The sequence below is a fragment of the Glutamicibacter uratoxydans genome (assembly GCF_050753455.1).
Classification (GTDB): domain Bacteria; phylum Actinomycetota; class Actinomycetes; order Actinomycetales; family Micrococcaceae; genus Glutamicibacter; species Glutamicibacter uratoxydans_A.
Map to the genome: position 1 here is coordinate 2,510,662 of NZ_CP192736.1, position 13,289 is coordinate 2,523,950.

The 13,289-nt window shown below is 58.4% G+C and carries 13 protein-coding genes; 6 read left to right on the plus strand and 7 right to left on the minus strand.

Features of this window, described 5'->3' with window-relative positions:
* Positions 1-55: 55 nt before the first annotated feature.
* Genes ACQQZ8_RS11615 through ACQQZ8_RS11625 form a run of 3 tightly spaced genes read right to left on the minus strand, consistent with a single transcriptional unit; the run spans position 56 to position 2,933 of the window.
* A complete protein-coding gene (locus ACQQZ8_RS11615; RefSeq protein WP_431709965.1) occupies positions 56-907 on the minus strand; it encodes a 3-hydroxyacyl-CoA dehydrogenase family protein in 852 nt (283 codons plus the stop codon).
* A 4-nt stretch (positions 908-911) separates the two neighbouring features.
* Positions 912-1,706: an enoyl-CoA hydratase/isomerase family protein gene (locus tag ACQQZ8_RS11620; RefSeq protein ID WP_431709966.1), complete on the minus strand. Its 795-nt coding sequence runs from the start codon at positions 1,704-1,706 to the stop codon at positions 912-914.
* Positions 1,707-1,709: 3 nt separating this feature from the next.
* Entirely contained in the window at positions 1,710-2,933 is a 1,224-nt protein-coding gene (locus tag ACQQZ8_RS11625) for a thiolase family protein (RefSeq protein ID WP_431709967.1), read from the minus strand.
* 403 nt (positions 2,934-3,336) lie between these two features.
* Here ACQQZ8_RS11625 and ACQQZ8_RS11630 point away from each other — a divergent pair, with 403 nt between their 5' ends.
* The 4 genes from ACQQZ8_RS11630 to ACQQZ8_RS11645 all read left to right on the plus strand — a co-directional run bounded on the left by ACQQZ8_RS11630 (position 3,337) and on the right by ACQQZ8_RS11645 (position 7,992).
* Positions 3,337-4,755: an MFS transporter gene (locus tag ACQQZ8_RS11630; protein ID WP_431709968.1), complete on the plus strand. Its 1,419-nt coding sequence runs from the start codon at positions 3,337-3,339 to the stop codon at positions 4,753-4,755.
* 172 nt (positions 4,756-4,927) lie between these two features.
* Entirely contained in the window at positions 4,928-5,890 is a 963-nt protein-coding gene (locus ACQQZ8_RS11635) for a 1,4-dihydroxy-2-naphthoyl-CoA synthase (protein WP_431709969.1), read from the plus strand.
* 12 nt (positions 5,891-5,902) lie between these two features.
* Positions 5,903-7,033 carry an AMP-binding protein gene (locus tag ACQQZ8_RS11640; RefSeq protein ID WP_431709970.1) on the plus strand — a complete coding sequence of 377 codons (1,131 nt, stop codon included), beginning with the start codon at positions 5,903-5,905 and terminating at the stop codon, positions 7,031-7,033.
* 77 nt (positions 7,034-7,110) lie between these two features.
* Positions 7,111-7,992: a 1,4-dihydroxy-2-naphthoate polyprenyltransferase gene (locus tag ACQQZ8_RS11645; RefSeq protein WP_431709971.1), complete on the plus strand. Its 882-nt coding sequence runs from the start codon at positions 7,111-7,113 to the stop codon at positions 7,990-7,992.
* Between the two features lie 3 nt (positions 7,993-7,995).
* Here ACQQZ8_RS11645 and ACQQZ8_RS11650 read toward each other — a convergent pair whose 3' ends face one another.
* Positions 7,996-8,283 carry a DUF4229 domain-containing protein gene (locus tag ACQQZ8_RS11650; RefSeq protein ID WP_431709972.1) on the minus strand — a complete coding sequence of 96 codons (288 nt, stop codon included), beginning with the start codon at positions 8,281-8,283 and terminating at the stop codon, positions 7,996-7,998.
* 53 nt (positions 8,284-8,336) lie between these two features.
* On the opposite strand from ACQQZ8_RS11650, the gene ACQQZ8_RS11655 reads away from it, so the two are divergent.
* Positions 8,337-8,759, plus strand: a complete 423-nt coding sequence (locus tag ACQQZ8_RS11655) for a PLDc N-terminal domain-containing protein (RefSeq protein ID WP_431709973.1) — start codon at positions 8,337-8,339, stop codon at positions 8,757-8,759.
* A 199-nt stretch (positions 8,760-8,958) separates the two neighbouring features.
* Positions 8,959-9,396, plus strand: coding sequence for a 6,7-dimethyl-8-ribityllumazine synthase (locus ACQQZ8_RS11660; protein WP_431709974.1), 438 nt, complete (start codon positions 8,959-8,961; stop codon positions 9,394-9,396).
* A 425-nt stretch (positions 9,397-9,821) separates the two neighbouring features.
* Here ACQQZ8_RS11660 and ccsB read toward each other — a convergent pair whose 3' ends face one another.
* From ccsB to ACQQZ8_RS11675, 3 genes are read right to left on the minus strand one after another with little or no spacing between them, the layout of a single operon-like run.
* The gene (gene ccsB / locus ACQQZ8_RS11665) at positions 9,822-10,859 is read right to left on the minus strand and encodes a c-type cytochrome biogenesis protein CcsB (protein WP_431709975.1); all 1,038 of its coding nucleotides are present in this window, start codon (positions 10,857-10,859) and stop codon (positions 9,822-9,824) included.
* Positions 10,860-10,884: 25 nt separating this feature from the next.
* Positions 10,885-12,534: a cytochrome c biogenesis protein ResB gene (gene resB / locus ACQQZ8_RS11670; protein ID WP_431709976.1), complete on the minus strand. Its 1,650-nt coding sequence runs from the start codon at positions 12,532-12,534 to the stop codon at positions 10,885-10,887.
* Positions 12,534-13,289, minus strand: coding sequence for a cytochrome c biogenesis CcdA family protein (locus ACQQZ8_RS11675; protein ID WP_431709977.1), 756 nt, complete (start codon positions 13,287-13,289; stop codon positions 12,534-12,536). Before ACQQZ8_RS11675 ends, resB begins: the two co-directional genes overlap by 1 nt.

Sequence of the window (13,289 nt, forward strand, 5' to 3'; positions counted from 1 at the left end):
GCCTGCGCGCTCACACCCAAGAAGGTATGAGCGCGTAGGCTGCCGCTGTGGTTTCCTACCAGCTATAGAATCCTTGGCCGGTCTTTCGCCCCAGCTTCCCCTCGGCCACGAGGTCCTTGAGGATCTGCGGTGGGGCGAAACGTTCCCCGAGTTCGGCATGGAGGTACTCGGCGATTCCCAAGCGGACGTCTAGTCCAACGATGTCCGTAGTCTGCAGTGGGCCGGTGGGATGCTTGTAGCCCAGCACCATGGCGTTATCGATGTCTTCGGCACTTGCGACGCCTTCTTCCACCATGCGCATGGCTTCCAGTGCGATGGCCACGCCCAACCGTGAAGAAGCGAAGCCTGGTGCGTCGTTGACTACCACCGCAGTCTTACCTAACGCTTCGACCCAGCCGCGGGCTGCAGCGACCAGTTCTTCATCGGTCTGCTTGCCAATGACCACCTCGATTAAGGTGGAGGCCGGCACCGGGTTGAAGAAGTGCAGGCCAAGGAATCGGGTTGGACGCTGCAGTTCAGCTGCCAGACCACTGACCGAGAGGCTGGAGGTGTTCGAGGCGAGGACCGCGTCCTCAGCCATGACTGCTTCGACCGCCTGTAGCGACGAGACTTTCAGCTCCCACAGTTCCGGCACGGCTTCGACAACCAGCTGACAGCGGGCGAATTCCTGGTAGTCGGTGGCGACGCTGAAACGCTCCAGTAGCGTCTCACGGGTTTCGTTGACGGTACCCCGGGCCAAGGACTTGTCCACGGAGTCGATGACTCGCTCCCGGGCCGCTTCGGCCGATGGCAGGTCGCGTTCGACAACACAGACGGTGGCACCGCTGATCAAGAATGCGTGGGCGATACCTGCACCCATCCGGCCACCGCCAAGGACGCCAACGTATGAGGGAATGCTTGGGGTCATGGTGTTACTTCTTCTTTCGATCCAAGAAAGCTTGCATGCGGTCAAATTTGGCGTCGGACTCAAAGAGCATCCCCTGAGCCAAGGTGTCGATCACCGGGTGCACCTCACGTGGGGTGTGGAAAACGCTCTTGGTGATCCGCACTGCCAAGGGGTCTTGTGCCGCAATCTGATCCGCCAGCGCCTCGGCCGCGGCATCCAATTCAGATTCGGGATGTAACTCACTAATCAGCCCTGCGGCCAAGCATTCCTTTCCGGTAAGTACCTTGCCAGCCAGCAGAATTTGCTTGGCGAGGGCTTCTCCCACTAATTCCTTCAGCCGCCAGGTCGCGCCGGCCGCGGCCATAATCCCCAAATTCGTCTCGGGGTTACCCATCCGCAGAGCCTCGGTACCGATCCGGAAATCGGCGGCGTAAGCCAATTCAGCGCCCCCGCCGAGAGCGAAACCGTCCAAGGCGGCGATGACGGGCATCGGCAACTTGGCGATTCGGTCGAAAATCCCGGAGTTAATTCCGGCCAGCGCGTCATCGCGGCGGCGTTCCCGCAACTGGGCAATATCGGCACCGGAGGCGAAGATTCCCTTGCGACCTTTGGGGTTATCCGCAGTTGGCGCCTCCCCCGGGGTACCTGCCAAAATCAGAATCTTGGGCGTACGCTCCAAATACTCGCAGACATGGTGCAATTCGTTGACCATCTGCTGATCAATGGCATTACGCACCTCGGGTCGGTGCAAGCGCACGCGCAATCGGTCGGTGTCCTCACTGATGCGCAAGGTACTGAAGTCTTCGGCCCTTAAGCTCACCGGCTACACTCCTTCCACCAGCAGTGCGGTTCCTTGCCCCACACCGACACACATCGTGGCCACGCCCAACTTGCGCTCTTGACCACCCAGTTCGCGCTCCATCCGGCCCAGTAGTGAGATCACTATTCGCGAACCACTGGAACCCAGTGGGTGCCCCAATGCGATTGCGCCACCGTCGGCGTTCACGATGCTTGGATCAACGCCCAGTTCGCGCATACTGGCCAGCGACTGCGAGGCGAAGGCCTCATTGATTTCCATGGCTCCGATCGCAGAGATGTCTAGCCCGGCACGCGCAAGGACCTTCTGCGTGGCGGGAACCGGGCCCATGCCCATAATTTCAGGCGCTAGGCCTGCGGCTTGTCCGTCGACCACGCGAGCACGCGGAGTCAAGCCAAAGCGTTCGATGGCGCGTTCAGAGACAACCAGAATGGCCGAGGCACCATCGTTCAGGGTCGAGGCGTTACCCGCGGTGACCACGCTGCCATGCTTCACCACCGGGCGCAGTCCGGAGAGCACCTCCATGGTGGTACCCGGACGCGGCCCCTCATCGGTGTCCACCACAATCTCACCCTTGCGGGTCTTGACGGTCACCGGGACTATTTCATCGGCGAATCGGCCAGCCTCGATCGCAGCGATGGCCTTGGCATGGGACTCGACGGCGAACTGGTCGCACTCTTCGCGGGAGATATTGTAGACGCGGGCAACTTCCTCTGCGGTTTCCGGCATCGAGTAGGTGGCTTTGCCATCACGGGAAAGCTCTCCGGAAAGAAACTGCGGATTGGTGAAGCGCCAACCGATGGAGGTGTCGAAGACCGCGCCGGGTTTGGCGAAGGCTTTAGCCGGTTTTTCCATCACCCAAGGGGCACGTGACATGGATTCCACGCCACCGGCCACCACGATATCCGCCGCGCCGGCTTTGATCATGTGGCTGGCCATTGTGATGGCGCTCATCCCCGAGGCGCAGAGTCGGTTGACGCTAATGCCGGGCACAGTGTCCGGGAACCCGGCCAAAAGCCAGCCCATGCGAGCCACATTCCGGTTTTCCTCCCCGGCACCGTTAGCATTCCCGAAAATGACCTCGTCCACCGCCTGCGGGTCAATCCCGGCAGCCTCGATCACTTCACGGATGGTCAAGGCGGCCAGATCGTCGGGGCGCACCGAGCTCAGTGCCCCACCGTACCGGCCCACCGGCGTCCGAGCGCCTCCTACCAAGAATGCTTCACTCATGAAAACTCCTTTGTCTGCTACGCAGAGATCATCCGTGCAAGGCTACGGCCGGCAGCGCTCCGGGCAAAGTTCCAGGTGAGAAGTCCGGACTCATCAGCCAACAGATATACTTACCGACCATTCGTTCACTTATAGAATCCCATCCGACACGGATCGGGTCAAGAACACAACGTGAACCATTGCACATTATGGCACTGTTCACTTAGGTCAACCAGCATTTAGTCGGTCAGCAAACTCAAAGAATTCCATGTCAGACCTTGATAGCTGGCAAAGATACGAGTAACGTCAAATAACTGACCGACTCTGGGCGACGGCCCAGATCGTGGACCGTTACCAAGCGCGGGCAAAAACTGCCGCCCTTGGGCATCCGGTCGACGGAAAGCTGAGAGACGACGGAGCAGTAATGCCACCGGTAAACAGCCAACCCACTAATCCATCTGACAACACACCTTTCACCCCGGATCTATCCCAAAGCATCGGCCCTGACGAATCTACCGCGGCCGGTCGAAGCGAGATCCGCAAAGCTACGGCTGCTTCGGCCATCGGTAATCTCACCGAATGGTTCGACTACGGCGTTTACGCGGTGGCCATCACCTATATCACCGCTCATTTCTTCCCTTCCGAAGGCGGCAGGCTGCTAGCTCTCGCCACCTTCGCGATCTCCTTCCTTGTCCGCCCACTGGGCGGACTGGTTTGGGGCCCGCTAGGCGATAAATTAGGACGCAAGCGCGTCCTGGCTCTGACGATTATGATCATGTCGGTAGCCACGTTCTTAATCGGCGCCTTGCCCACCTTCGAACAAATCGGCATCTTCGCACCGATCCTGCTGGTTCTGCTGCGTATGGTGCAGGGTTTCTCCACTGGTGGTGAGTACGGCGGAGCGGCTACCTTTATGGCTGAGTACGCGCCGGACCGCAAACGTGGCTTCTTCGGTTCCTTCCTCGAGTTCGGCACCCTCGGCGGTTTCGCTTTGGGTACCGCGGTCATGCTGGGACTGCAATTATTACTCACCGACCAGGCCATGATGGAGTGGGGCTGGCGCCTGCCATTCTTCCTGGCCTTGCCCATGGGTCTGATTGGGCTGTACCTGCGGAATAAGATCGAGGACACCCCGGTATTCCAGGAGCTGGAAGCCTCCGGTGAAGTCGAACAAAGCAGCCCGATGCGCGACCTGTTCCGTAACTACTGGCGTCCCATGGTGGTCATGACCGGTTTAGTGATCGCCCTGAACGTGGTCAACTACACGCTGCTCAGTTACATGCCAACCTATTTGGAAACCCAGCTGGGTCTGGATCCGAATGCATCGCTGGCCACCATCTTGATTGGTGAGGTCGCCATGATGGCGTTGATCCCGTTCGCCGGTTCGCTCTCTGACAAGGTGGGCCGTAAACCGTTATGGTACTTTTCGGTGATTGGTCTCTTTGTCTTGGCGCTCCCGATGTTCTGGCTGATGGGTCAGAGTTTCGCGTGGGCGATCGTGGCCTTTGCGGTACTCGGGATCCTGTACATTCCGCAGTTGGCGACAATTACCGCCACCTTCCCGGCCATGTTCCCTTCCCATGTTCGTTTCGCTGGCTTCGCTATCACCTATAACGTGGCCACCGCGATCTTTGGTGGTACCGCTGCCATGGCCAATGAGGCACTGATCAACGCCACCGGGTTCCTTCTGGTTCCGGCCATCTACATGATGGTGGCTTGTGTGGTGGGGCTGGTCGCGATTCGGTTCATGCCCGAAACCGCGGGCGCATCATTGCGCGGCACCGAAATTCCGGATGCGACCGAGACTGGCATTCTGGCTCAGGTACCGGCCAAACAGTCGTAGTACCTGGTAGCCGCCCGGTCCGGCGCCGGTGCACCACGAAGCTTTGCGAAGCTTGGTGGTGCACCGGCGCCGAGCTGTTTCAACGGGCGGCGCAATGACCTGCACTCCCCATTCTGCGGTTCACCACCGCGAGAACATGCCCTAGGCGTCAGAACGTACTAGCATGCATAGGGTGAGTAGCCAGAAAATTTCCCCCGTGCCCCAGAAGGTTTCCGACATCTTTGACCCCACCCAGTGGCGGGTCGTCGAAGGCTTCGATTTCACTGACATCACCTATCACCGTCAGGTGGCGCGGGATCAACAGTCCGGTAGCGAGCGAGATTTACCCACCGTGCGTATCGCTTTCAACCGCCCCGAAGTACGTAACGCCTTCCGCCCACACACCGTAGACGAGCTCTACCGGGCCATGGATCATGCTCGGATGACCAGCGATGTGGCCACCGTACTGTTAACCGGCAATGGCCCCTCCCCCAAAGACGGTGGACATTCATTCTGTTCCGGTGGGGATCAACGCATCCGTGGTCGTGACGGCTACCGTTATGCCGAGGGTGAGACCCGCGAATCCATTGACCCGGCCCGTGCCGGCCGGCTACATATTTTGGAGGTGCAGCGCCTGATCCGCACCATGCCCAAGGTGGTGATCTGCGTGGTCAACGGCTGGGCCGCAGGTGGCGGACACTCACTTCACGTAGTATCCGATCTCACCATTGCTTCGCGCGAACATGGAAAGTTCAAGCAGACCGACGCCACCGTGGGGTCTTTTGATGCCGGCTATGGTTCGGCCCTCTTGGCTCGCCAGGTGGGTCAGAAGAACGCCCGCCAGATCTTCTTCCTAGCTCGTGAGCATTCCGCCGAAGATATGGTTCGAATGGGTGCGGTGAATGAGGCTGTTGACCATGAACGGCTGGAAGAAGTGGCCTTGGAATACGCCGCAGATATCGCCAACCAGTCTCCACAGGCCATCCGCATGCTGAAATTCGCCTTCAACCTGGCCGATGACGGTTTAGCTGGTCAGCAGGTCTTCGCCGGAGAAGCCACCCGCATGGCATATATGACCGATGAAGCGGTCGAGGGTCGCGATGCTTTCTTGGAAAAGCGTGACCCCAACTGGTCCAACTACCCGTACTATTTCTAAGTCCGGTCCTTGATGAAACCACATTCCCTGCATGCCCGGCTGCACCGGGCGTTAGCTCAAGCGATCAACGAGGACGGCCCAGCGGTGGAGGTGATCGCCGATCCAGGTCATCCCGATGGCGCCCGGATCACTTATGTGAGTCCCGAACAGCTTCCAGGATTCCACGATCCGCTTCTGGTGGTACGCACCTCTGGGTCCACCGGGCGAGCTAAACGTACGGTGCTGTCCACCGCGGCCATGGCTGCCAGCGCACAGGCGACCGCGGAATTCTTGGGCATGCAGGGACAATGGTTACTGGCACTACCGGTGCATTACATTGCCGGGATCAGCGTGTTAACACGCTCACTTTTTGCTGGCACCGAACCGGTAGTGATGGACCTGTCAGACGGATTCAGTGCCCAGAAGTTTGTCGCCGCCACCGCGCAGTTGACCTCTGCAACGAAACTGACTTCGCTGGTCCCCACCCAATTGGCCAGGCTCCTAGATAATCCCAGCACCGAGACCGTCACGGCGCTGAAGAGCTATGACGCGATCCTGCTCGGCGGAGCCCGCGCCAGCAAGGATCTGCTCACCGCCTCCCGGCACCTGGGGTTAAAGATTTTCCAAACCTACGGTTCCAGTGAAACCGCCGGTGGTCTGGTTTATAACGGCACCGCCCTGCCCGGGGTGCAATTACGTGTAGAAGAAGGCCGGATCTTGGTCACCGGGCCGATGCTGGCCGAAGGCTACGCGCAGGATCCGCAAGCTACCGCCGAACACTTTGTGCTACGCGATGAGCGACGGTGGTACCTGACCGATGATCTAGGCAGTGTGGAGAATGGCAAGCTACGGATTGCCGGGCGCGTCGATGATGTCATCAACACCGGTGGGGTAAAACTCTCGGCAAGTCAGGTCGAGCTGTTGCTCGAAGAATTCTTCACCCAGTGTCTGGTTGTCCCAGTACCCGACGCCGAATGGGGTCAAAGTGTGGGATTGGCGTATAGCGGGCCTACCGACACCCACGATGCTTTCGAAGCGGTGCGCCGCACCATCTCAGCGTCAGCCGTCCCCAAACGGGTTCTGCATTACCCGCACGGGCTGCCATTACTGGCTAACGGAAAGATCGATCGACGCACGATTATCCAGCAGCTGAGCTCGCTCTAGACTGGCCGATTCGCTCGCTGAGACTTTTAGAGCGAAAATGGAGGGTCGAAGGTTTTTATCCCGAAAGGACTACTCCCGTGGCCACCATCTCCCAGTGGGTTGCCGGTGCGCGTTTGCGCACTTTGCCGATTGTCGTTGCCCCAGTGGTAATTGGTACCGCAGCCGCGGTGGACCCGGAACAGCCGATCAACTGGGTACGCGCCCTGCTCGCCTTGTTGGTGGGCCTGCTCTTGCAGGTCGGGGTGAACTATTCCAATGATTACTCGGACGGAATCCGGGGAACCGATGAGCAACGTGTCGGTCCGCTGCGATTGACCGGTTCGGGCGCTGCGGCACCCAAACAGGTGCGCAACGCGGCTTTCGGCTGTTTTGGACTCGCCGCACTCTTCGGCTTGCTACTGGTCATTCTGTCCTCGGCGTGGCCACTGCTGTTGGTCGGAGTGGCCGCGATTTTCGCCGCTTGGGGTTACACCGGAGGTAAGAATCCCTATGGGTACCGAGGCTGGGGAGATATTTATGTGTTTATCTTCTTTGGATTGGTTGCCACCATGGGAACCACCTTCACCCAGGTTAACCGGATCACCGAAGCCTCGCTGATCGGCGCGATCGGTACCGGGTTGATTGGAACCGCGTTACTGATGGCCAATAACGTGCGTGATATCCCCACCGATAAGCCGGTCGGAAAGATCACTTTGGCTGTCCGTCTCGGAGACCGTAACGCTCGATTGAGCTACGTCGCAATGCTCACCATAGCTATTCTGTTACCGGTATTGCTCACCGATAGTTACCCGTGGATGTGGCTGATCCTGCTCACCTTCGGTGTGGCGATCCGGCCTTGCTGGCTAATGCTCCGTGAGCCGAATCTTGGCAAGCTGGTGCCGGTCCTGCAACAGACCGGCATCGTCAACACCGTCTACGCCCTGCTCTTCACCTTGGCCGTAGTCTTCCAGTACGTTTAACGGCTACTGGTTGCCCTCGGTCTTGCGCTGCTGCTCGTCGTAGGAATCTTCGATCTGCTCATCAACAAGCTGCTTCTGAGTCTTGTTACTGCTAGTGCGCGCAAAAAGTTTTTGCACGTCCTGGGCAGCAGCCAGACGCAACTTATTGAAAAACAGGTAGGACACGGCGAAGGCCACCACTAAGGCGATCAGACCGGCGAGGAAGATCGGCCAGCTCATTAGTTGCCACAGGCTAAAAAATACGGCCAAGAAGATACCGAGACGGATTACGGAATATTTGAGAAACTGCACGTAGTACAGTCTACCGAGCATTACGTCCGACAGATCTTTACTAGAATAGATCTATGGTCCGTTTTATTATTTTTGCTTCATTGGTCGCCGTTGCGTTGACGATCTATTCGACGATCGATTGTGCCCGGACCGAACGCCACAAGATCCGCTCTCTGCCAAAGGCAGCATGGTTGCTGATCATCTTGCTCTTGCCTTTGATTGGCGCGGGTCTCTGGTACCTCTTAGGACGACCCAACACCGCGAACCCGGCAAATGTGCCACCTCGGAGCAATGCGCCCGACGATGACGAAGATTTCCTACGCCAGTTGGAGGTTTGGCGTCGTCAACAGCAACGCGAGAGCGAGCTGGATCAGCGGGAGAGCGAGCTTAAGCGTCAGGAGAATGAACAGAAGGACCCTCCAACGCCTAAGGATCCACCGAGTTCAACCGACGAGTCAACAGACAACGCATCTGACCCGAATTCCAAGGAGAGCTAGTTCGCTCTCACCAAAATCGTTTGGGGCCCGCTACTGCCGGGCCCCAAACTTTTTTAACGCCTCACCGCACGCCTAACGCTGTTGACTGTGAATCGAGACGGTCCGAACTATTACGGGCCAATAACCATAAGAGAGCTAAATCACTAAGCTAGAAGGTAGATCAGGCACTGAACGTCAATCAAGTCACAGGGAGCACACCATGGGTAAGTCATTAAACATCGCTTTTATCAAGGCCAGCTGGCACGCCGATATTGTCGACCAGGCATTGGCTGGGTTTAGGGCAGATATGGATGCTTCGGGGCAGGATTACTCACTGACCGTTCTTTCCGTGCCTGGCGCATATGAAATGCCGTTACAGGCTCAACGCTTAGCGAAAAGCGGGAAATATGATGGGATCGTTGCGGCCGCTCTGGTGGTTGACGGCGGGATTTACCGTCACGACTTTGTTGCTCAGGCAGTAGTTGATGGGCTCATGCGAGTACAGCTAGACACCGATGTACCGACCTTCTCAGTGAGTCTCACCCCGCACCACTTCCATGCAGGGGAAGAACACCAGAAGTTCTACTTTGAGCATTTCCTCAGCAAGGGCGCCGAAGCGGCCCGCGCGCTGCGTACCGTGGCCGCAATCGAACTTTAATGAATCCGCGTAACAAGGTCGGCTGTTTTCTCCAGATTTTTCCGGTGAAAACAACCGGCCTTGTTGCGTTGCTGGCAGGATCCCTAGCGCCAGGTAGCCTGTTTCCCGTCAGACATAGGGAGAGCAGGTCTGAGAGATCCGGTGCGCCCTCAAGGACGGAATCGGCGGTCATACCCGCGCTCCGTTGACACATCCGCACGGCGGTGTCTCATACTCTGAGTGGAGTTAGTACCGACTGTCCGGAGCGTACCGGGCCTCGGTCTCTTTTCCGTTGCTCGCTGCGGCCACACCCACGCATTCCTCCCTGCGTATCCTGCCGCACCGCTCGGGTCTGCGCAGAGTCGGGGGCGAACCGATTCATTTTAATGCCGTAGGGGCGGCCCCAGTTGTCTGGGACCGCCCCTACGGCTTTCAGTCTCGCGGTTTTAGACTCCGGCGTAGGAGTGCAGGCCGTTGAAGTAGATATTCACAACGGTGAAGTTGAAGATGAGGCAGCCGTAGCCAACGATGGACAGCCAAGCCGAGCGTGGCCCGGTCCAACCACCGGTTGCACGTGCGTGCAGGTAACCGGCGTACACCACCCAAATCACAAAGGTCCAAACTTCCTTCGGATCCCATCCCCAATATCGGCCCCACGCGGCCTCGGCCCAGATGGCTCCGGCGATGAGGGTGAAGGTCCACATGACGAACGCGATGGTGTTGATTCGATAGGCGAAGTTTTCCAAGGCGCCAGCACCCGGTACGAGGCGCATAAAGCCTAGCTTGTCCTTCTTGCCTTCGCTCAGACGGTTCATCCGCGAGTGTTGCAACAGCTGGAGCACGTTCATGGCGAAGCTGATCGAGAACAGTGCCGACGCAAGTACCGCAATCGACACGTGAATCACGATCCACGGGCTCTGCAATGCCGGAACCAAGTGACCGACCGGGGTTGGGAAGCCGATGGTGGCGGCACAAAGCATCAGGGTCACCAACCCGATGATGAAGGATCCCACGAAACGCAGATCCTTGAAGAACAGTGCCACCATGTAGACCACAACCACTACCAGGGCACCGGTGGTCAAGAATTCGTACATGTTGCCCCAGGGCACGCGGCTCGCGGCTACTGCACGAGAGATAACCGCGCCGGCGTGAATGGCTAGGCCAAGCCAGGACAACACCACCGCGATTCGTGCCATATTGCGCCGGACACCGCGCGAGGTGTAATCCATTTTGTCGGTGACCACGTGCTCGCCGATGTTATCGGCGCGGCCGGCCTTCTTGCGGGAGGAGCCGCGGGCGGCGACTCCCGCGTGAGCCATGACCTTCTGGTCATTTTCGAGCGCCGCGGCGTCCATCGCTGCGATGGTTTTGTTGGTCTGCGCCAGATCCAGGGCGTAGAAGATAAAGGCCACCATATAGACCATGGCCGCAAGCAGCATGAACAACTGGCTATAGACGCCCAAGGTTTCGTTGATGGGGGTCATTGAGCTGTTATACCCACTCAGAGTACTAATCCTCACGGATTTCTCCTTGCTTTTCCTCGTCCTGGGCTAGCGGCCAGGTCTTGTCGAAAATATTGCGTAGTTCACGAGCTTCGTTTTCCAAGCGTGGATCTTCACCCCGGGCCAAGAGTGCAAACTCGATACCGGTGTTCCCCCCGGTGTTTCGTAGTTTCACCCAAACGCGGCGGCGTGGGGTAAACAGCGATACCGCCAACCCCAGCAGCGCCAGACCGGAGAAGATCGCGATAGGTAGCTTGCCCGGATCGGAGTTGATGTCGATGGCAATATAGCGTTTGAGATCTTCGAAGGTGATGCTACCTAAATTGTCCGGCAACTCATAGGTCTGCCCGGCTTCAAGGATGATGCCCCCGGCGTCCAAGGTGCGCGAGTTAACCTCGGTCATTTTACTGGTGTCCAGCACATACACGTTCTGCGGGACACCTTCATCGATACCCAGATCACCGGCATAGGCGTTCAGGTGCAGCTGTGGATTGACCGCATTCGGGTCAGCGGAAACACCGAAGTTATTCTCATCGAGCACTGCGGTAGGCAACAGGAATCCTTGGAAACCCAGCTGCTGGGGTGCAGCGTCGGGAACCTTGGCCACCATCACCGAGGTGTACACCGCATCCTGGGGCACCGAAACTACCGGACCGGAAAAGGCAACATTTCCGTCGCCGTCACGCACCGTGACCACCGGCGCATACCCGTTACCGACCAGATACACGTCCGCACCGTTGATGCGGAGCGGGTAATTCACCTTGATCTGTTCGGCCTCTGGCTCTGCACCGGGGCTACGTCGTGTGGTGACGTTGGCGGTGAAGTCCAGCGGCTGGCCAAAGTGCGTCTCGGAATCACGGTCGAACACAATCTCAAACTTATCCAGAGTGACCGAATATGGGACGAGATTCTCGGCATTAAAACTGGTGCCTGGGGAGAAGGAATCATAGGAGACCAAGGAGTTCACGAAGGTTTCACCCTCCACGATCACGCGCTGCCCGTTATAGCCGAAAGCGCCACCGATACCCATCGAGGCGAGCACTCCGACTAGGGAAATGTGGAAGACCAGGTTCCCGATTTCACGCAGGTAGCCGCGTTCTGCGGCCACGGACGGGGTTGCTGCGTCGAGGCGCGCCTCGACCCGGTAGCCGCGGCGCTTGAGGATTTTTCGGGTGGTTTCAATGATTTGCGCATCTTGCGGCACCTCACCGGCAGCAGTATCAAAATCCAAAGCGGTGTACTGCGGAAGCCGATCAAGTCGGGCTGGGGTGCGCGGTGGCGGGGTTCGCAACGCTTTGGCATGCTTCTTGATCCGCGGAACGATACAACCGATCAAGGAGATGAACAGCAGCAGGTAGATTGCCGAGAACCAGGGTGAGGAGTACACGTCAAAGAGGTGGAAACGGTCCACCCAAGGTCCGCTCACCGGGTTCAGCTCTAGGTACTCGGTCACCATTTCTGGATTCACCCGGCGCTGCGGGAAAATCGAGCCGGGTACCGCGGCTATTGCCAACAGCAGTAACAAGAACAATGCTGTGGGCATGGACGTCAGCTGTGTCCAGATCCAGCGCAGCATCCCCCAGGGTCCCAACGCTGGCGCTTCACTGCGCTTGCGCGGGCTCTTGGAGGTGGTCGCGGTCTTCTCGGTTCGTGCCATTAGATAGGCAACCTCACTTCATTGGCAAACCAGTTTTGTAATTCGGCTACCCAGCTTCCCCAAAGCCCGGTAGTCATCACCACACCCAGCAAGATCAGCATCCCACCGCCAAAGCGCATAATCGCCAGCTGGTGCTGACGGAAGAAGCCCATGGCGCCCATGCCACGACGCATTCCTAAGGCGATCAAAATAAAGGGTACGCCTAATCCCACACAGTAGAACAAGGTCAGCAGACCGCCTCGGGCCACGTTGGCGTCCGCGCCGGTGCTCATGATCAACACCGCACTGAGGGTAGGGCCTATGCACGGTGCCCAACCCAGCCCGAAGGTGAACCCCAGTACTGGGGCACCCCAGAGTCCGGCCTTGGGTCTGCTGTGAATTTTCCGGTCGCGTTGCATAAAGCTGATGCCGCCCATGAAGACCACGCCCATGAAGATCACCACCAGTCCCAAGAGCTGGGTTACCCAGGCTCCATTGAAGTGCAACCAGGCGGTGAGTTGGCTAAACAGTACTCCGGCGGAGATGAACACCACGGAGAAACCGGCGATAAATAAAAGCACCCCACCCAGCACCCGGCCTCGGCGGTGATCCTTCAGGTCCGCGCCGGTCAGTCCGGTCACATAGCCCAGATATCCTGGCACCAGCGGAAGCACGCACGGGGAGAGGAAGGAGACCAGGCCGGCGATAATAGCTACCGGGGCAGCTAAGAGCAAGGACCCATCCAGCACGATCTCCGCAAATGGATTGGAAGTCAC